Consider the following 20,044-nt stretch of genomic DNA (forward strand, 5'->3'; position numbering starts at 1 on the left):
CAGCCTTTTTATTCGTTAACTAGGCATGAGAGGTAATAGGAAACATGAAATGTTGAGGGAGTTCTTTTAATAGCGGACGTATAAATAAGGTATCTTCACTCTGGGAAATTAATTCTGCCTTAACTTGATCGATTGGATAATCTGGTGTGAAATAAAAATGTATAACCTCAGTTTCCGGAGAAATAATGCTTTTCAATACTGTGTTGATATCAAAACTTGTTGTACTGATAATGTCAAAAATATGAAGCTGATGATCCTCATGTTTAAAGATCACAATAACGTCAGCCTCTTCAATATAATAAAAGGAATCATGAAAAGGAAGAATAAAATAAAACAGCAGCTGATGTTCATTATTTATCACACTTAGCGCGGAGGATACTGGTGTTCTTTTGACTGCAAAATTTTTGATCATGCTAAAATCAACGGGGTTACCTATAGATAAAGGCCGCACAGAGTAGGTTGTAGTTGGCTGATTGCTAAGATGAGCAACATTAAGTGAAAAGCTGCTTTCTTGCATGCGTTCAAACCCGAATTTAGGATAAAAATCCAAAGCGCGCTCATTAGCAAATAAGTAGAGGAAGTCGTATTCATGTTCGTACTTAGCGATAATGTGGTCTATTAATTTTCGGGATAAACCTTGCATACGATAATCAGGATGTGTCATCACCGTCCCAATTTGGATGGCGTTGTATTCTTTTTTGTTGATGAGAATAGTCATTTTATTAATAGATGCATTCGCAATGACGTGATCTTCATCGATAAAGGAATAACAAATATATTTGTCATTCCAGCCCCCTTGTTCATACCAAGGTTTAAAATCAATACCAAAGATTGATTGGGCTAAAGAATTGAAGCTAAGCTTATATTTATCGATGTGTTTATAATCGCTAATCAATTGATATTCATTCATAGAATATACCTCTATTTCAGATGATTTTGGGATTCGCATTTTATGAATATATAATACTATGCTTTTTAACCGTAAAGTTGATTTTAAAAATACTATACCAATATAATCCTGTAGATGTGTTATCATAATCTCTAAATTATTGACTCGGAGGTATAAGATGAGAGAGATAGATTACTGTCATTATTTTTGGCAGGATGAGAAAATAAGACTAAGATCTGTTCACATTTGCAGAATTCTCATCACAGCGGCTAATGTTTACGATCGAAAATCTGAATGGTGAATATGTGGGTGGAGTAAATCTTAATAGCATAGACGAGAAAAATGGTACGTTCAGTATAGGCGTGCAAGTGGATAGAGATCATCGAGGTAAGGGGTATGGGACAAGAGCTATCAACATCCTGTTGAAGTATGCTTTTTTGGAGCTTAGACTCAACAAGTTTAACGAATGTACGCTCGAAGGTAACGAACCCTCAGCAGCTATGCTTAGAAAAGTGGGTTGTGTTCAAGAAGGCGTGCGCCGGAAAGTTATTTATACAAATGGACAGTATTTAGACTTACTGTTGTTTGGATTGACGAAGGATGAATTTATGGAGAAAAACGCTATGAAATAGTGATTAGAGAGGTTACTTGGAAAGCGATTCTTCAATACAAGGAGGATCGCTTTTTTGCGTTTTGTTTTGTGGATCGATGTTCTATTGAAGCTTGCGGACACAGAAGACGCTATTTGCATATTTTTTGCTTTTTCAGAGTAGTATCGGACTCCAGTGCAGCTATTCCTCAAGAATCGCTGTATATATGTTACTTTTTATGCCAATAGTGCCCATGAGGTCCGATAGGACAGCAAAAGTGGGGAAAAGCAGCGAATAGGGTCAACTGGGTCCGATAGTGGCTCGAACGAGTAAACTTGATCAAACTAAACTGATCAAACCAAACAAAGAATGGGAGGGGAGAGTGCAGAAGCATGTGGATTCAGATGGAGTTTGTTTCGTGCAGAAGTATGTGGGCTCAGATGGAGTTTATTTTGCGCAGAAACTTTCGGACCCAGAAGACGCTATTTGCAAATATTAAGCTTTTTCAGAGTAGTTTCGGACTCCAGTGCAGCTGTTCCACAAGAATAGCTGTATATATGTTACTTTTTATGCCAATAGAGACCATGGGGTCCGATAACACAACAAAAGTGGGGAGAAGCAGCGAATAGAGTCAATGGGGTCCGATAGTAGCTCGAACGAGCAAACTTGAACAAACTAAACTGATCAAACTAAACAAAGAATGGGAGGGGAGAGTGCAGAAGCATGCGGGTTCAGATGGAGTTTGTATCGTGCCGAAGCTGTGGATCTAATTCTTCGAGGATCATTCTACGAAATCAACGATTTACAACCGTTTATTCCGTGCTTTCATCATATGAAAAATTCACAATAGAAAACCACAAAAAAACCAAACCCTACCTACCCACATCCACATAAATCATCCTATATCCCACCAAATCTCTATAAACAACGTAATAAGTGAACCCTCTATCAAATTTCAGGTTGTGAAAGTTGGAAAATAGTGCTTATACTAGAGTAATAGAAGGAAAGATTAGCCAACAACATTTACAACATGAGGAGGGTTTATATGGCGTTTATGATTGCTCAACGAGCGTTTATCAAAGTGTATCTTATAACAATGGTAGAACAACACCGCGGTTACGGATATCAAATGCTGGAGGATTTACGTCGGGATTTCAAAGCCCATGGTTATTCCCCTCCACAGAGTGAAATCTATCGCGCCCTGCATGAGCTGGTGCAGCAAGGGATTTTATATCGAACCAAGCAGCTGAAAGGCAATGACCCTAAAGTGGATTTTCAAGAAATCGTACTTTACCATTTCACCTCAGATGGAGAAGAGAAAGCAAAGTTATATAAAAAGCAGGTAAAGACGGATCTTGACCGCTGCTTAGGCATTTTGAATAAAGCTGTTGTGGACAACTATTAGAACTGCAACTATAGTAATATTTTCAGGATGCTCTCACCCTGTTATAATGGTTACTGCCGGATGATTGCAGTATATACTTGGAGGTAGCAAAAGATGGATGAACATATGAAACGCCGGTTAGACAAACAGCGGAAGCTGTTCAGTCAACTTGGCATCACATTAGACGCTCTAACCATACATGAAAAAGAATTCAGCATGAAGCTGCGTGGCTACGATGCGGAGGAAGTAGATACATTTCTGGACAGCGTAATCAAAGATTACGAACGTTTCTATGCGACGATAGCTGATCTGATGGATAAATGGCAAGAGCAGCAGCTGGAAATGCGGGAATTAAAGGCAGAAACAAAAACAGAGGTTATCCAGGTTCCTGTTTCCCGAGGCATTGATCCAAAAGAATTGGAAGAGGTTATTCTGAGACTTGAAACTAACGTCCGCCAGCTTAAAGATAAGCTTCCTCGCGTGGAAGAGTTTTTATAAGGCGCTGTTTGGGATAATTGGAGCTCCGCTTGACATTTCTAAATTTACCATTGACGAGTTAGCAGTTCATGAATTATGATATGTTCATAAATGATCATTTATATTTTAGTGGCGTGTTACCGTTAAGGGCATGAGCCAAGAATTGTCTTTATTTCCATTAGACAATTCTTGGCTTTTTTTGTTCCAATTTGACGATAATTAGGGAGAGGAGTGATGAGCTTGTCGCGAGAGATCGAGCAATTTCAAGTACAGCGTGTAATTGGGAATAACGTTGTAATGGTTCAGGGAAGCAAAAACGGGAAGGAATATGTCATCATTGGCAAAGGTATTGGATTTGCAGTGAAGGGTTCTGGTGTGATCGAAGGAAATGATGTTCGGATTGAGAAATTGTTTCGTCTAGAAGATCGCGAAGCCTGGAGCCAATATCAAGTTTTGCTGGAAGATATAGATCCTAAGGTAATGAAAATAACTGATGAGATAATTGCAGATATCCAAAGTCAATTTCCTGACAAGTTAAACGACAAGATTTATCTGGCACTCCCGAGCCACATACAGTTCACCATCTACCGTCTGCGCAACGGGATGGATATTATTAATCCGTTTTTGCAAGAAACCAAAATGTCATTTCCGAAGGAATTTGAGATCGCTTACAAGGCATCGGAGAAAATCAATGCTGAATTTCAAGTGCAAATCCCCGAAGATGAGATTGGATTTCTTACTTATCATGTGTATTCAGCAGTCAATAATGTATCGGTTGGTCAGTTAGTCAAGGCCTCTAATATTGTCAATGAGCTTCTAGACATGATTCAGCAAGAACGAAAGATAACTTTTGAGCACGGCAGTATGAATCATATCCGATTAATGATCCACTTGCGTTTTTCGCTGGAACGTATTTTAAAAGGATCACTAATAGATAATCCCTTTGTGAAACATATTAAGAAAGAATACAAAGAGGAATACAAGCTGGCTAAAAAGCTCGGTAAAGTAATGCAAAGATCGCTTGAGGTCGAAATTCCGGAAGAAGAACTATGTTTTCTAGCCATGCATTTGCATCGGTTATTTCAGACCTTAGTGAAATCAAATTAACATCTTAAGAGGAGTGGAGCATATGTTTTCCAAATGGAAATCAAAAAAAGAAGAGAAACATACTGAACATACCATCGAAATCATGGCACCAATCAGCGGGGAGTCAGTTCCACTAGCACAGGTTCCGGATGAAACCTTTGCTGGCGGTCATATGGGTAACGGAATTGCAATAAAACCCTCTGAAGGAATTTTGAAAGCGCCTTTTGACGGTAGGGTTGCTCATATCGTGAAATCGAGTCATGCAGTCATTCTGGAACATTCCTCCGGTATGCAATTGCTATTACATATCGGAATCGATACTGTCAGCCTCAAGGGCAACGGTTTTGTCAGTCATATAACCTCTGGAGATCAAGTAAAAGCAGGTCAAACCCTAATCGAATTTGATCTGGACGTAATTCGCGCGGCAGGTTGTGACACAATTTCGCCTGTAATCGTGACCAGTACAGAGGAGAATCCACCTCAAGTAAGCGGACATTATGGTCAGGTTACAGCAGGACAGGATCTGATTCTTACCGTGGCTTCAAAGTAAATGGTTTATAGAGCACTACTACTATTGAACCGAAAGGATGATTTTAAATGTTGGCTTTTCTACAAAAACTAGGTAAGTCGTTAATGCTTCCTGTTGCAACCATGCCGGCGGCAGCTATTCTTCAAGGGTTTGGTTTGCTTAACTACGAAAAAGATATTCCGCTAGGAGCGACCATTGGTGGATTTCTGAATCAATACTTTGCTCCATTTCTAAACGCCGGAGCGAATGCGATCTTCGGTAACCTAGCCTTAATCTTCGCGGTAGGGGTTGCCATTGGATTTGCCGGTGACGCCGTAGCAGCTTTGTCAGCAGTAATTTCTTACATGGTACTGACTAAGATTCTGCTTATCGTACCGCTTCAATTCTCTTTCATCAATGATGATGTTGTATTGAACATGGGTGTGCTTGGTGGTATTTTTGCCGGTGCTTGGGCAGCGTTCTTATACAAGAGATATCACAATATAAAAATGCCTGATTGGCTCGGATTTTTTGCAGGTAAACGTTTTGTCCCAATCATTACGGCAGCTTCTATGATGGTTCTTGCTGTATTTGTGGGTATGATCTGGAGTCCGATACAAGATGTTATCAGTGACTTCGGGAACTGGGTTGTGTCACTGGGGGCTGTTGGAGCATTCATCTTCGGTACAGCTAACCGCTTGCTGATTCCGTTCGGTCTTCACCACGTGCTTAATACGATTGCTTGGTTCCAAATTGGTGATTTTACGAATGCGGCTGGTGAACTGGTGCATGGTGACTTGTACCGCTTCTTCGCTGGAGATAAAACTGCTGGGATGTTTATGACTGGATTCTTCCCAATTATGATGTTTGCGCTTCCAGGGGCAGCACTTGCATTTATTCATACAGCTAAACCGGAAAAACGTAAAATGGTTGCTTCCATCTTCATCGGTTCTGCCATTGCTTCTTTCTTAACAGGGATCACTGAACCACTTGAGTTCTCCTTTATGTTCGTAGCACCACTCTTGTACGGAGTTCATGCTTTATTAACAGGATTCTCCATGGCCTTGATGTACATTTTAGATGTTAAGCTTGGTTTTGGTTTCTCCGCAGGTTTGATCGATTATCTTGTAAACCTGAAACTGTCTACTAATGCATGGATACTTATTCCTGTGGGTCTTGGATTCTTCGTCTTGTATTATGTACTATTCCGCTTTATTATCTCATTGTTCAAGCTAAAAACACCTGGACGTGAAGATGATGATGAAGAAAGTCTGTTAGCACCACCTGGAGGTAATGGAACGCCTTCATCGTCTTCTAAAGCTGCTCAAATTCTTGAGAACATCGGCGGTCCATCGAACATCCGCAATATCGATGCATGTATCACACGCCTTCGTCTGATTGTTAATGACGAAAAAGCCGTTAAAGATTCCGCATTGAAACAGCTCGGAGCTTCCGGTGTTATGAGACTGGGTCAAGGGGCTGTGCAGATCGTATTTGGTCCAAAATCAGAGCAAATTAAAGATGATATTCAAAAGCTTTTATAACTAAATTGATCATGTTGAAATCCTTAAACAGGGCTGGTTCTCATACCAGTCCTGTTTTTTTGCTGTGTCCAGAGATAAAGGGTTGCTTTATAGATAATGCCTAGTATAATACTTGGTATAAGTAAGCAAAGGAGTCGGTACACATGTCAGTCGATGATTATTTGGATCTTTTAAATTACGCCAAGGCGATTAAAGATGGGCAGTGGCAGGCTGACATCATTGAGCGCTTAAAGAATCTTAGTGCAGCAGCGGAAAGTCCTCAGATACAAGAAGAAAGTGTAATAGAACTTTGGTCAAGGTTTGATGCCATTAACATAATGATTATGAAGCTGTTTGAGAAGTTACGGGAGAATGAACATTCAGAGCAACAGTTTCAGTGGAAAGAGCAGCTCTGGGAGCTTAGGCTGGAACGGAGTATTTTATCTAAAAAGATTCTTAATCGTTACATTCGAATTAGGTAAACACTAGAAGACAGTTTCCTTATTAATTTAGGGGCTGTCTTTTTTTACGTAATCTTGATACAAAAATACATTGATAGTCGTCTTACTTATAGCTGCAGCTGATAAGGAGGATTTACAAGATGGAAATTCCGGAATCTGAAATTTTTAAAGCAATATTCTATGAACATTATCCTATTGTCAGACGTAAGCTGACCGCTTTGGTTCGTGATGAGTCGGCAGCAGATGATTTGGCACAAGAAGTTTTTCTGAGATTGTATCGTAACCCCCCAGATGATCCAGCAGCGCTGGGTGCCTGGCTTCATAGAGTCCTTACTCGTATTGGATATGATTATCTGGACAAAAAAGCAAGGGAACGGCGGCTGCAAAATAAACAAGAACAGTTATACGAAGTGGGGGAATCACCTCCTTCAGGAGAGGAAGTCTTAATCAGTAAGCTGGATCAGGAGGATGTTCATGAATGGTTGAACGAGCTGCCTGACAGGGATAGACAAGCGCTTCTGCTTAGATACTCTGGTTACAGTTATGCGGAAATAGCAGGCGAGCTTGGTCTAAGACCTCCCGTAGTAGGGACATTACTGCACCGTGCGACCCAGAGGTTAAGACAAAATGCAGCAAAATCACTGTCTCAGACGGAATAACAAAACGAGATAAGCGAAGCTCCAAATTATTTAGGAGGGATTACTAATGACTAAACAACCGCTAAATCAAGATCATAATAAACAACATACAGATGAAGCCTGGGCCAAATTGCAAAACAAGTTAGCGTCTGAGCCTGCAAGTCCCAAATGGTCTGTGTGGAGTCAGCAGTTGTCTGTGGATGTTATGAAAGATGATGACAAAACAGATCCACAAATAGACCAGCCTCAATCTACGGATGACAGTCCAACAGCTAATCGCCCATCCAAGCGTCCTCGCATGAATCGTCGGCGCAAATGGGGAGTAGCAGTGGCAGGTGCCGCGATCTTTGCGGTTATACTTGGAACTCCAGTAGGAAATACGGCTATGGCATCGCTGCTGAATCAATTTCGGATGGAAGAAGTTACAGTTGTGAATGAAAATGATATCCGGGATATTTTTTATCAGGTAAATGAAAGTCAATCCATGAATGAAGCTATGAACAAATTTGGTGTGTTTACAAGTTCCTTTGGTTCAAATAAAGGGATTATTCCGCTAAATCAGGTGGAAGAGACTCTAGGTGTTACACTTCCAAGCGGAACTTTGCTCGAGAATGTGAAGAGCGCATATATAACCAATTCACAAGAAATAACCTTGAAGCTTAATATTGAAGCAGTTAATAAAGCAATGAAAAGATTGGGTGCAAAACAGCTTCTTCCAGAAGCCATAGATGGGAAAGAAATTAAATTAGATCTTTCGGAGATCGTGAATTATGATCTTTCGATTGATAATGATAAATGGGCTAATCTTACACAGACGAAGACTCCTTTAATTACGGTAGATCCAACTATAAAGGTTGATGAAGCTTTGGAAGCTATAATCGATTTTCCATTGCTGCCAGATTATCTGAAATCCAGCTTAAAGCAGAGCCGCATTTTATCGGGTGAAATTCCTCTGCCACTGGTAAAAGGCCTGAATACCGATCAAATAAAGATTAAAGATACAACGGTTCTACTGAATCAGAATGAATATAGTCAAGGGATTGTGTACTCGGCCGTTTGGGTACAGAACGGACAACTGTTTGATTTCAACGGAGGAAGCGTGTATACAGATAAAGCTGTATTCTTAGAGAAGCTAGGGGAGTTGATTGAATAATGACGGCTGCTGCAATAGAAGCGAAGTCTTTGACTAAAGAATATGATAACGGACGTGGTTGCCGTGATGTAACGATTACTGTTGGGAAAGGGGAAGCCTTTGGCTTCCTCGGCCCTAATGGTGCGGGGAAAAGTACCTTTGTCAAAATGTTGGTAGGTCTCATTCGTCCATCGAATGGTAGTGCTACTCTATTTGGTCATAAGATCGGTTCACTTGAAGCCAAGTCCCAAATCGGATATTTACCGGAATTATATCGCTATCAAGAATGGCTTACGGGGGAAGAAGTAGTAAGACTGCATGCCAAGCTGTGCCGTGTAGATCGATCTGTAGCCGACAAAAGAATTCCAGAGCTTCTAGCGGAAGTTGGAATTGGAAACCGTGGACGGGATCGTGTGAAACATTATTCCAAAGGGATGCAGCAGAGATTAGGGCTTGCTTGCGCTCTTGTAAACAATCCGGCCATCGTTTTTCTGGATGAGCCCTCATCGGCGCTAGACCCGATTGGACGTCAGGAAGTTCGGAATATTTTGCAGAGGCTAAAAGAGAAGGGAGTTACAATATTTCTTAACTCTCATCTACTGGAGGATGTTGAACTCATCTGCGACCGTATGGCACTGCTGAATAACGGAGTTATACTGCGGCATGGGAAAGTATCTGAGATCTTAAATAAGCGAACAAGCTGGCATTTTAAAGTGGGCGGTTTTACGCCTATTTTGTTGTCTTGGTTACAGGATAGTACTGAACTTCAGATCAAAGTTTCAGCGGATATCGGAGCTCAATCTGAAAAAGGAGCTTCATTCCCAGCTACATTGGAGAGTAGCACAGTTTGGCTGGAAGCGGAATTGGAGAATGAGGAGCAAGTAGGCTGGCTGAACACGTTAATTATTGAACAGGGCATGACCTTATATGAAGTCTCACGGAAGCGAGAACGTCTGGAAGACTGGTTTATGAGTGCTGTATCCGGCCTAAGTCACAGAGGTGAACACGAATGAGAATAATCATAGGAATGACCTGGAAGGAATTGCTGCGTAAACGAGTAATGGTATTAACATTGCTTATGACCATTGTCTTTCTTATAGGATTTTGGTTTGTGGCAAATACGATCGGACAAAGCGGAATACCGAACAGAACAGATATTAGCAGTGGCGAGCATCTCTTAGCTAATTTTACAAATGGTGCTTTTATATTATCACTTGGATTCTTTTTTGGCGCTTTTGTACTCGCCTTTTTGGCGATCTTCAGTTCCTTCTCAGCTATTGCAGGTGAAGCGGAACAAGGGGTTATGCAGGCTTTACTGCCAAGACCGCTGCCGCGGTGGAAATGGTACACAGGCCGCTGGCTTGGATATGTGACGCTTGGGATCGGTTATGCCTTGATTTTATTTATTTCTATTTTATGGATTACTGAGATCCATGCCACCGTTCCTAGAGACGTCGTAGTCCTATTGAAATCATTTTTGTTATTCTCCTCTGTAGTGCCTTTGCTAATTACGATTTCTATGCTGGGTTCTGGATTCTTCTCAGCAGTGGGGAATGGTGTCTTTATGACAATGTTATATGGAGCAGGCTGGTTAGGTGGGATGATTGATAAGATCGGAGGATCGCTGAGATTAGAACCCGATGTCCTTGACACATTAAATAATTTGTCAGGAATGATGGCACTGCTTATGCCAGTGGATGGTTTACAGCGGAAAATGACCGCCGTCCTGTTCAGCGCTAATGAAATGAGTGGAATGATAGGATTGTTCGGCAGCATGAATGGATTGCTGGATTTTAATACGGTTCCGTCAAATATGTTTATTTTTTATGCGATAGGATATACCCTGTTAGCTTTTGTTATAGGTCTACTTCGCTTCGAGCGAAAAGACTTATAAAGGGGATGTTAATCCAAAAAGAGCCCTCTTGTCTCATGATCAGGACAATTAGGGCTCTTTGTGTTGTGTAGCGGGAATCATTTCTTAATACCAAGCTCAATCCATTCGGTAGACCAGTTTCCAATTTCACCAAGTATAGGAGCAAGCGCTGTGCCTTTTGGAGTCAGAGAGTACTCAATACGTACTGGCATTTCAGGATATACAGTTCGCTCTATAATACCTTCGGTTTCCATTTCCTTCAATCGGTCAGATAACACCTTGCCACTGAGATTGGACAGACAGCTCTCAATTTCACCAAAACGGCGTGGCCCTGGCATAAGCACGAAAACAATAAGCGCGACCCAACGTTTACTTAGCAAGTCTACCGCTTTTTCAAAGCGAGGACACATGTTGAAATCATTCATAATATCACCTCGACATTCATTATATCATAAACTTACATAAAGTAATTATAAATATTTAAAGATATATTATAACTTGACGAAGTTATATTACAATGATAAACTTACTTACAAATAGTTACTTATAATTTAACTAATATTTTATCCTTATGCTTAGCTCTATCTAAGCATTGATGAACAATGAGGAAGGTGTAATTATGATTAAACCAGAAATCACTTCTATTTTACAGAATAAAATCACGCGAATTCCTTTAGCAAATTCCACAAATATATTGGTTGGACCCATTACGTTACCGGTGAATTTAGACGGCGAGACCGTTGTTTTTAAATGGTACAACTGGCTGAATACAACGGATGCAGAGCTTCTTCAAGAGGATAGCAGTAAAGCAACGGCAGCTTTAATTTCACGTTTGCCATCCATGAACTTAGCAGAAGGACAACAATCCAGTGTGTTGGTATATGGCGATTTCGAAGGGTCTGAGGATGCATTGATCCGGATGCATAGCATCTGCCATACTGGCGATATTTTTGGCAGTAAACGTTGCGATTGCGGATTCCAGCTGCATCAATCCATGAAAATGATTGTTGAACATGGCTCTGGGGCATTATTTTATCTCGCGAATCATGAAGGAAGAGGCATTGGCCTGTTCAGCAAATCTTTAGCGTATCTTTTACAGGAAGAAGGATACGATACAGTTGAGGCTAATTTAGAGTTGGGATTTGCTGATGATTCAAGAAACTACGAAGAGGCAATCAGTGTTCTGCAAACTTTACGTCACAAACCAGTGACGCTGATTACGAATAATCCGAAGAAATTGGATGCGCTCAAGGCTGCAGGGATGAATGCCGTGAAAAGAGTAGCGTTATGGGGAGATGTATCTTCTTTTAACGAGAAATATTTGCGGACTAAAGTCGCTCGCTCAGGGCATTTAGAAGCTGTGAAGGACACCCATTCGCTAAATGAAAGACTGGCTAAGTAAAGATTGAAGTAGTGCTTTTGCGCTTCTTCTATTATAATGGGGTACTGGGAACCAACTCTAAGCTTAGTGAGGTACAATATGACTGCTATTCAAGTACAAGACTTACGCAAAACATTCAAAGTACAAAAAAACCGCGAGGGTCTCAAAGGGGCCTTCGCTGATTTGTTTAAAAGGGAATATACGGAAGTGACTGCGGTGAAGGACATTTCCTTTTCCATTCCTGAAGGTGAGATCTGTGGATATATCGGCGAGAACGGTGCTGGGAAATCGACCACGATCAAAATGCTCACAGGTATTCTCGTGCCGACTTCCGGAAACCTGACAGTAGGTGGGTATGTTCCGTATTTGGAGCGCGAGAAATTCGTGAAAAATATCGGTGTGGTATTCGGGCAACGCAGTCAGCTATGGTGGGACATTGGCGTGATTGAGTCGTTCCAGCTCCTGCGCAAGGTTTACCGGGTATCTGAACAAGATTTCAAGAAACGGCTGGATGAATTGGTCGAACGACTGCAACTGCAAGAACTGCTGAATCGTCCGGTTCGTAAGCTAAGTCTAGGTCAGCGGATGCGTTGTGAATTAGTGGCAGCATTGCTTCACAATCCGTCGATTGTATTTCTGGATGAACCGACCATTGGCTTAGATATTGTGGTGAAGTCAGAGATCCGTGAATTTCTAAAAGATATGAACCGCGAGCATGGGACAACCATACTGCTGACTACACATGACCTGCAAGATATTGAGGCGCTTTGCTCCCGAGTGATAATGCTTGATGATGGCCGTATCATTTATGACGGAGGACTGGAAGACCTGAAGCAGCGTTGGGGAACCGGACGTGAGGTTCAATTTCAATTTGGAAATGCTACGAAACGTCAGCAACTTGAGTTATGGACTGAGGGATTGCCTGTTACTTGGTCTGCGGAGAACGATTTAGGGGCATCTGTCTGGATACCGCTAGAGCTAAATGTATCGGATGTATTAGGCAGAGTAGTGGGAAAAGCAGACATTACTGATATCAAAATCATAGAGACCAATACGGACGATATTGTTCGCAGTATTTATCAATCTGGGTCTGCAGACAAGCCTGATGAAATGGCTGCCGCTCTGAAGGATGAAAGAGAGGCTTTACATGTCTGATAAGCTTAATCCTGCAACGGCTATGTCTTCCTCCTCAGGAGGCGCATCTTCTGGTGGTCCTCAGGAGAATAGCCGTAAATTACTATTCGGGGCTTACTTAGATTTTATACGCATCCGTTTTCTTACCATGCTTGCTTATCGGATTAACTACTACTCAGGTATTCTTATCTATTCACTGAATATTGGGGTTAACTATTTCACTTGGATGGCCATCTATGGCAATGGGGATTCATTGGGTGGCTTTACTGCAACGCAAATGACGTCATATGTAGCTGTATCGTGGATGGCTAGAGCCTTTTATTTTAATAACCTAGACCGCGAAATCTCTACGGATATCCGTGATGGAAGTATCGCTATCCAGTTTATAAGGCCCTATAACTATGTCTTAGTCAAAATGATGCAAGGTCTTGGAGAGGGAATGTTCCGCTTCCTCTTATTTATGATTCCCGGCATGGCCATAGCGATGTTGCTGTTCCCGGTTCAATTGCCAACAGCGCCATCTGCTTGGGCAGGGTTCCTGGTGATGCTCTTTTTCAGCTTTTTAATTAATTCACAGATCAATATCATTACAGGGCTCTCGGCATTTTTTGTAGAAAATAATGAAGGCATGATGCGAATGAAGCGGGTGATTGTAGACTTATTCTCCGGCTTAATCGTACCGATCAGTCTGTTTCCTAACTGGTTATCTTCCGTACTTGAGGTGCTGCCGTTTCAGGCGATTACCTACTTGCCAGGTTCAGTGTTTACGGGACGGGTGCAAGGGGTTGGAATATGGAATGTATTAGGGATACAAATTATTTGGTTCCTGGTATTGCTGATTCCAATTGTCTGGTTATATCATGCGGCGCGGCAGCGTCTCTTCGTGCAGGGAGGTTGAGGAAACATGTATTACCTGGGATTATTAATTGAATATATCAAAAACTATATGAAGAGCCGGCTCACCTATCGCGCTGACTTTTGGGTAGAGGTCATTTCAGACTTACTTTTTCAAGCTACCAACTTTATCTTTATTCTCGTAATTTTTATGCACACAGATAGCCTGGGCGGCTGGAATCAGAATGAAGTAGTGTTCGTTTATGGATTCTTTATGGTGCCATTTGGGGTCTTTAGTTGTTTTGTGAATCTATGGGGATTTAGTGAACGTTACATCGTTAAAGGTGAGATGGACCGTATTTTGACACGCCCAGCTCATAATTTGTTCCAGATCTTTTTGGAAAATGTTGATCCACCAGCACTTATGGGCTCATTCATAGGTATTATTATTATGGCCATCAGTGGCAGCAATTTGGGTCTTCCCTTTGAATGGTGGACGATACCGGCTCTGATCATTCTAACGTTAAGTGCGGTCGCCATCTATACGGGGATTTACACAACGTTGACTTCATTGTCTTTCTATTCGGATGCTCCTACTGGCATTCTTCCGTTAATGTACAACATTCAGACTTATGGCCGTTACCCGGTAACGATTTACAATCGTGCTATACAGGTATTGCTTACTTGGATCATTCCATTTGCATTCGTCGGAGTGTATCCAGCCGCGCTTTTTCTACAGCGGGAGGAGATGACCAGCCTTGCTCTGATGACACCTGTAGTAGGCGCTATATTCCTGGGGATTGGTTTGTTAGCCTGGAGTTATGGCGTACGAAGATATAAAGGTGCGGGGTCTTAAGTTAAGCTAGTGTTTTGTTAAGTTGGAAAGGCTACCTTCGGGTAGTCTTTTTTTTTCACTCGGAATCATGAATATGCTAAAATCATTTATATCTACAATGGGGAGGAATCATAGATGAATGTGTTAGATATTTTACCAGCACCCGAAAACTTAAAAAAACTTATGAAAATACTTGCTTCTCTAAATATTGTCCTATGTCCAGAGGACTGGCTTCGCTATCATAGTTTTGATTCTAAATTTGATAAGAATGTTTCTCTAGCATCGATCGATAATGGCTCAGGCGATAATTTGTTTATTATTTTTACACCTCAAGGAACGATAATTAAAGGTTTTGATCATGAGTCCGAAGTAAGTCCATATGCGCGTGACGAACATGAAGTTTGGCCAGAAATCTATGAAGAGGTCCCAACCTCGCTATTGTCTTTACTGGAAGATGAGGCGATAGCTAAGGATGATGTTACTTTTTGTTTTTGGCGTGAAAATAATGATTTGACGTGGCAGAAGGGGAAGGTAGAGATTCCAGCGGAGGTAGAAGATGGTTCGGACTTTTTGCTAGGGACTATTTTCCGCACAGCTGAGGATTTTGTGGAATTTGCCGAAGGTTATTTTGAACTCACACTCCCTTTAGAGGTTGTTGCACAAGTTTATGAGGGGGCAGCCATTACAAAAGAGATGATCAAAGCGTTAAATCCTGATGGTGATGTAGAGACAATCCTTCAGGAGTTAGCAGAGCTAGACTCTTAGGGACTTATCGATTTTGAAAACAAAGGGGGATGCGAAATTGGAACTTTACGTGGAAAAGCTGAATGCTGATGTTGCTAGGGATATTTTAAGCTGGCAATATGATCCACCCTATGATTTTTACAATAATGAACTAACTCCTGAAGCTATAAGTGAAATGCTAGAGGAAGCATTTTTTTCTGTACTTGATGCAGATAAACAATTGATCGGATTCTTCTGTGTAGGAAGTCCAGCACAGGTTCCAAATGATAAATATACATATTCTCAGGATTTTATAGATGTGGGTTTAGGAATGAAGCCTGAGTTAATCGGACAGGGGAATGGGACTCTATTTTTCACAACAGTCCTTAACTATATTAATGAGAGATTCGAGGAAAAACCAAAGCGGCTGACAGTGGCGAAGTTCAACGATAGAGCGATACGCTTGTATGAAAAACTAGGATTTAGCAGGGAAGCTGAAATCGTTAAAGGAACTACAGAATTTATAATTATGATTTGTAATGAAAATGATAATCTTGCTTTCGTGTATGAGCGGGCGAAACCCGGCGAACTAATTACTTTTGGCTCTTATCCGCAAATGGCGGACGGAGCAGACCAAATGCCGATAAAGTGGCGAGTGCTGCAAAATTCAGGTAGAGAACTGTTCATTTTGAGCGAGTACATTTTGGATTGCAGGCGGTATCACAGTGAATATGTTGACGTTACATGGCGTGACTCCGATTTGCGAAAGTGGTTGAACGATGAGTTTTATAATGCCGCTTTTAATGACTCCGAGCACAGGCTCATCAAGACTACACAGTGCACAGATAACGGAGAGGGAAGTACAAACACGGAAGATAAGATTTTTCTGCTTAGTGTTTCGGAGGCGAATGAATTCACCTTTAAACTTGGAGAAGATACTTTACGTGCGAAGCGTAGGGCGATAGGAACGGGATTCTCCAAAGTGAAAAAGAACGATGGATGTAAATTGTATGTGTATGATAAAAAAGTCAAAGCTGATTATATCCTTGAGAAAAATGAAGAGTTTGGCTGCTCATGGTGGTGGCTGAGAACTCAACCTGCGATTTCTTCACGTGCGTATTTTGTAGGTACTCGTAGCAGTATTCGCAGTTACGGACATGTCAACTTAGCTTGTTACGGTGTGCGCCCCGCTTTAATCCTTAATCTTCAATGAGATAATTTCCAGAGCCTTGCCCATCTGCTCTTCGAGGGAAGTGAACCCTACCACAGAAACAAAACAGCCTGAACCCCTAGGAATACAGGACTCAGGCTGTTTATTATTGTTTCTATTTCATGGAATTAGATTTGTCTTTAGCATTGAGTGTAGCAATCAGTTTCTCGCCTTCGACATCCAGGTTTGGCAGAATACGGTCGAGCCATTTTGGAAGTGCCCAAGCTTTGTTGCCGAAAATAGACATTACAGCAGGGACTAATCCCATACGAATGATGAAGGCATCGATTAAGATCCCTACGGCCAGTGTAAAACCAATTTGTTTAATCATGACATCATCCGTAAAAATAAACCCTGCAAAAACGGAGATCATAATTATAGCAGCACCTACAACGACACGACTCACCTGGTTGTATCCATGAACAACGGACTCTGATCCCTCATGACCATGAACGTACGATTCACGCATGGAACTGACAAGGAAAACCTGATAGTCCATCGCGAGCCCATATAGGATACCCGTAACGATGATTGGCATAAAGCTTAGCAATGGGCCACCGGTGTCGAAACCAAAGAGAGAATGGAGCCAGCCCCATTGGAACACGGCTGTGGTGATCCCGAAGGTAGCGAGTATGCTAAGCAGAAAGCCGATCGTAGCTTTGATAGGAACGATAATCGAACGAAATACCAACAGAAGAATAATGAGCGATAGGAGAATGATGATTCCTACATAAATGGGAAATACATCTGCCAGTTTGGCCGACATATCGATGTTAACAGCGGTAAAGCCGGTAACCCCGAGTTTAACATCATTACTTTGAGCGATACTAGATTCCGCAGCCCGTAAATCATTCACCAGATTTTTGGTTGTTATATCGCTAGGACCCGTTTCTGGAATCAGACTGAAGATAGCCAAATCCTTAGTCATGCCCAGAGGAGTGACCAACGCGACATTCTTTTGAGCTTGGAGCTCTTTTACAAGATTTCCTAGGAGCTCCGGAGTGACTGGAGTGGAAGAATTCTTTGGTTCTGCAACCAAAATAAGCGGTCCGTTAAAGCCCTCTCCAAAACCCTCGGATATAGCATCATAACTTTGTCTTGCTACCGTGTCCAAATTCGCTGAGGCAGCTCCGGGAATGCCCATTTCCATTTTGGCTATAGGGGTTGCTGCTACGCCAAGTACCACGACGATGGCAACAATAGTGACCCAACGATACTTGATGACGAATTTAACCCATCTATCAGCTATACCGCGGTTACCCGTTGTATGATGATCCTTGTTTTTCTTGCGAGCTTTAGGCGAACAGATGCGTTCACCCACCAATCCGAGCAATGCCGGCAATAGGGTTAAGGCAACAAATACGTTGATGAGGACGGTAGCTGCTGCTACTAACGCCATCGTTGATAAGAAAGTAAGCCCGATTACAAGCATACCGCAGAGAGCAATAATAACCGTCAAACCGGCGAAAAATACGGCGCTGCCGGATGTGCCAATAGCTCTAGCCGCAGCTTCTTGTGCGCTTAATCCTTGATCAATAATCATCCGGCGTTGGCGATTTACAATGAAAAGAGCATAATCGATTCCGACGGCTAATCCAATCATAAGCGCCAAGACGGAAGTGACACTAGGCATTTCAATGAATTTGGAAATAGAAAATGCTCCACCTACACCGATGCCGACTCCAAGCAGTGCAGTTATAAGGGGCAGACCTGCTGCAACGACAGAGCCAAGCGTCACCAGCAAAACAATTGCAGCAATGACAAGTCCGACAATCTCAGCTGATCCTACACCGATAGATACTGATTTAAGTGTCTCGCCCGGCAGTACAGTAATGTTAGTATCTTTCTCGACATTCTTGACGGTATCAATTACAGAATCAAAAATATCTTGAGAGATAGCAGATTGCTCAATAGTAAACTGGAATTGGAACAATGCAATGCTACCGTCTGCGGAAAGAATAACTCCAGGTACTGGAACGCCATCTGCCATCAGAGGACCATAGGAAAGGGGTGCTGTGGCTGCTGCAGACTGATCCATACTGGCAGCCTGAGTTGCTTCAGTAGTTGAACTACTTGCTTCCGCTGCGTAATCCGCAGGATTAATCACTTCGTTTATACCGTAAACCTCATTAACACCTTTAGTGATCGCTGCCAAACGTTCTGGCGTATCCAATCGCTCATTTTCAGGTGCTTTGAACACGACACTTCCTTGTCCACCAGATGCAGCCGGAAGTTCTGTTGCTAATTGATCCAAAATCTTTTGCGATTCCGTGCCTTCAATCTTCATTTCTGAACTGATATGAATACCATTCATGCTGATCATAGAGATGACAATTCCTAAAATTAAAATCCAACCTAAAATGAAGTACCCAGGTTTGCGATAAGCGGTTTTTCCCACTCTGTATAATAATGTTGACATGTATCTATTTTACACTCCCTCGATGATGAAAACTGATTGTTAGCCTATTAGAATCCGTTGCGTAAATATCCGTAAATAGTTTCCAAAAATTGATCGAACGTAAGCGTTTCAGGACTTGGATCGTCGCTCGTCGTTTGTCCCGGAAGCAGCACATTAAGTTTTCCGTCAATTAAGGGAAGTACAGTTCCGTAAACCGAATTTATAAGCAGATAAGTATAGACCTCGTCATACTTCCCATTTGACAAGTGCAACAATGTTTTTTGTGCTCCAGTTTGCGTAAGATGTATTGCTCTTAGATAATGGGGCTCGAGAGCTGGGAATTTTCGGGAAAGTAAAGAAAGCTCACGCAACCTCCCTATAAGCTCAGATGTAAGTTGCATCTTAATTAGTTGATATAAGGTATCCAGCAGGGAGGCATTTTCAGGGATTTTGGTGAGCAATTCCTCATATTCATTCGTGTTCCGTACGGTAACTGCTCCCATCGCAACTGCCTCTTCCTTGCATGTGAAATAGTTTGCGAAAGTTCTTCTGGAGTAGCCGGCTTTTTGCACGATATCTTCAACAACAAAACCGTCCAACCCATGTTCAAGTGCAAGTTCGAATGCCGCTTCAGCTAGCGCTTTTTCAGTGGCTTCTTTTTTGAAATCTCTCAACGTTTGTTTAATCATAATTTATGTATACACCTCCCATATAGCTGTAATTGTGGTGAAGATTAGGATTACTGACTTTATACTAATGCAAACTTGCCCAATGTGCAAACTTTCTCATTGGGCAAGTTTATACTTTGGGATCTGCTTATAGAAAATTCCCGGCAGTTTCACAGCAGAAAACAGGAAATAAAAATAGAATAATTTCTCTTTATCAACAGATGAAAAGAGTACATAATTACAGACGACCTCATTAACTCTAGAAATATTTTGTGAGTATTATAAATGATCTTTTTCAAA

At 41.7% G+C, this 20,044-nt stretch carries 21 protein-coding genes; 17 read left to right on the forward strand and 4 right to left on the reverse strand.

The window, feature by feature from the left end; translation table 11 throughout:
• Positions 1-19 precede the first annotated feature (19 nt).
• Positions 20-910 (reverse strand): GNAT family N-acetyltransferase, encoded by an 891-nt coding sequence (locus MHB56_RS27550; protein ID WP_341144239.1) that lies wholly within the window; start codon positions 908-910, stop codon positions 20-22.
• 251 nt (positions 911-1,161) lie between these two features.
• Between MHB56_RS27550 and MHB56_RS27555 the strand changes: the two genes are divergently transcribed.
• The 11 genes from MHB56_RS27555 to MHB56_RS27605 all read left to right on the forward strand — a co-directional run bounded on the left by MHB56_RS27555 (position 1,162) and on the right by MHB56_RS27605 (position 10,582).
• Positions 1,162-1,521: a GNAT family N-acetyltransferase gene (locus tag MHB56_RS27555; protein ID WP_256716644.1), complete on the forward strand. Its 360-nt coding sequence runs from the start codon at positions 1,162-1,164 to the stop codon at positions 1,519-1,521.
• A 1,003-nt stretch (positions 1,522-2,524) separates the two neighbouring features.
• Positions 2,525-2,884: a helix-turn-helix transcriptional regulator gene (locus MHB56_RS27560; protein WP_036686667.1), complete on the forward strand. Its 360-nt coding sequence runs from the start codon at positions 2,525-2,527 to the stop codon at positions 2,882-2,884.
• Between the two features lie 93 nt (positions 2,885-2,977).
• Positions 2,978-3,361, forward strand: a complete 384-nt coding sequence (locus tag MHB56_RS27565; protein ID WP_036686669.1) for a DivIVA domain-containing protein — start codon at positions 2,978-2,980, stop codon at positions 3,359-3,361.
• Positions 3,362-3,574: 213 nt separating this feature from the next.
• Positions 3,575-4,447: a PRD domain-containing protein gene (locus tag MHB56_RS27570; protein WP_076305489.1), complete on the forward strand. Its 873-nt coding sequence runs from the start codon at positions 3,575-3,577 to the stop codon at positions 4,445-4,447.
• A gap of 22 nt (positions 4,448-4,469) precedes the next feature.
• Positions 4,470-4,976: a PTS sugar transporter subunit IIA gene (locus MHB56_RS27575; protein ID WP_076126158.1), complete on the forward strand. Its 507-nt coding sequence runs from the start codon at positions 4,470-4,472 to the stop codon at positions 4,974-4,976.
• A gap of 47 nt (positions 4,977-5,023) precedes the next feature.
• Entirely contained in the window at positions 5,024-6,478 is a 1,455-nt protein-coding gene (nagE, locus tag MHB56_RS27580) for an N-acetylglucosamine-specific PTS transporter subunit IIBC (RefSeq protein ID WP_036686675.1), read from the forward strand.
• A gap of 143 nt (positions 6,479-6,621) precedes the next feature.
• Positions 6,622-6,939, forward strand: a complete 318-nt coding sequence (locus MHB56_RS27585; RefSeq protein WP_036686678.1) for a hypothetical protein — start codon at positions 6,622-6,624, stop codon at positions 6,937-6,939.
• 119 nt (positions 6,940-7,058) lie between these two features.
• Positions 7,059-7,577 (forward strand): sigma-70 family RNA polymerase sigma factor, encoded by a 519-nt coding sequence (locus tag MHB56_RS27590; protein ID WP_076135192.1) that lies wholly within the window; start codon positions 7,059-7,061, stop codon positions 7,575-7,577.
• Between the two features lie 46 nt (positions 7,578-7,623).
• Positions 7,624-8,709 (forward strand): DUF4179 domain-containing protein, encoded by a 1,086-nt coding sequence (locus MHB56_RS27595; RefSeq protein WP_341144240.1) that lies wholly within the window; start codon positions 7,624-7,626, stop codon positions 8,707-8,709.
• Positions 8,709-9,701 carry an ABC transporter ATP-binding protein gene (locus MHB56_RS27600; protein WP_076126163.1) on the forward strand — a complete coding sequence of 331 codons (993 nt, stop codon included), beginning with the start codon at positions 8,709-8,711 and terminating at the stop codon, positions 9,699-9,701. The genes MHB56_RS27595 and MHB56_RS27600 overlap by 1 nt, the downstream gene beginning before the upstream one ends.
• Positions 9,698-10,582: an ABC transporter permease gene (locus tag MHB56_RS27605; protein ID WP_341144241.1), complete on the forward strand. Its 885-nt coding sequence runs from the start codon at positions 9,698-9,700 to the stop codon at positions 10,580-10,582. Before MHB56_RS27600 ends, MHB56_RS27605 begins: the two co-directional genes overlap by 4 nt.
• Before the next feature lie 77 nt (positions 10,583-10,659).
• Here MHB56_RS27605 and MHB56_RS27610 read toward each other — a convergent pair whose 3' ends face one another.
• Positions 10,660-10,986, reverse strand: a complete 327-nt coding sequence (locus MHB56_RS27610) for a winged helix-turn-helix transcriptional regulator (RefSeq protein WP_036686688.1) — start codon at positions 10,984-10,986, stop codon at positions 10,660-10,662.
• Between the two features lie 194 nt (positions 10,987-11,180).
• Between MHB56_RS27610 and MHB56_RS27615 the strand changes: the two genes are divergently transcribed.
• The 6 genes from MHB56_RS27615 (at position 11,181) to MHB56_RS27640 (ending at position 16,681) form a co-directional block, all read left to right on the forward strand.
• On the forward strand, positions 11,181-11,963 hold the full coding sequence (locus MHB56_RS27615; RefSeq protein ID WP_036686690.1) for a GTP cyclohydrolase II: 783 nt from the start codon (positions 11,181-11,183) through the stop codon (positions 11,961-11,963).
• 78 nt (positions 11,964-12,041) lie between these two features.
• Complete coding sequence (locus tag MHB56_RS27620) at positions 12,042-13,097, forward strand: ABC transporter ATP-binding protein (protein WP_076126169.1); 1,056 nt, start codon at positions 12,042-12,044, stop codon at positions 13,095-13,097.
• A 127-nt stretch (positions 13,098-13,224) separates the two neighbouring features.
• Positions 13,225-13,974: an ABC transporter permease gene (locus MHB56_RS27625; RefSeq protein WP_051491475.1), complete on the forward strand. Its 750-nt coding sequence runs from the start codon at positions 13,225-13,227 to the stop codon at positions 13,972-13,974.
• Between the two features lie 6 nt (positions 13,975-13,980).
• The gene (locus MHB56_RS27630; RefSeq protein WP_036686696.1) at positions 13,981-14,766 is read left to right on the forward strand and encodes an ABC transporter permease; all 786 of its coding nucleotides are present in this window, start codon (positions 13,981-13,983) and stop codon (positions 14,764-14,766) included.
• Between the two features lie 114 nt (positions 14,767-14,880).
• On the forward strand, positions 14,881-15,510 hold the full coding sequence (locus tag MHB56_RS27635; protein ID WP_341144242.1) for a hypothetical protein: 630 nt from the start codon (positions 14,881-14,883) through the stop codon (positions 15,508-15,510).
• Positions 15,511-15,547: 37 nt separating this feature from the next.
• Positions 15,548-16,681 carry a GNAT family N-acetyltransferase gene (locus MHB56_RS27640; RefSeq protein ID WP_341144243.1) on the forward strand — a complete coding sequence of 378 codons (1,134 nt, stop codon included), beginning with the start codon at positions 15,548-15,550 and terminating at the stop codon, positions 16,679-16,681.
• A gap of 112 nt (positions 16,682-16,793) precedes the next feature.
• Here the strand turns inward: MHB56_RS27640 and MHB56_RS27645 are convergent, their stop codons facing one another.
• Positions 16,794-19,097 (reverse strand): MMPL family transporter, encoded by a 2,304-nt coding sequence (locus tag MHB56_RS27645; RefSeq protein ID WP_341144244.1) that lies wholly within the window; start codon positions 19,095-19,097, stop codon positions 16,794-16,796.
• Positions 19,098-19,144: 47 nt separating this feature from the next.
• Positions 19,145-19,765, reverse strand: coding sequence for a TetR/AcrR family transcriptional regulator (locus MHB56_RS27650; protein WP_076218025.1), 621 nt, complete (start codon positions 19,763-19,765; stop codon positions 19,145-19,147).
• Positions 19,766-20,044: the final 279 nt, after the last annotated feature.

This window comes from Paenibacillus sp. FSL H8-0315, from assembly GCF_038005365.1.
Classification (GTDB): domain Bacteria; phylum Bacillota; class Bacilli; order Paenibacillales; family Paenibacillaceae; genus Paenibacillus_AQ; species Paenibacillus_AQ odorifer.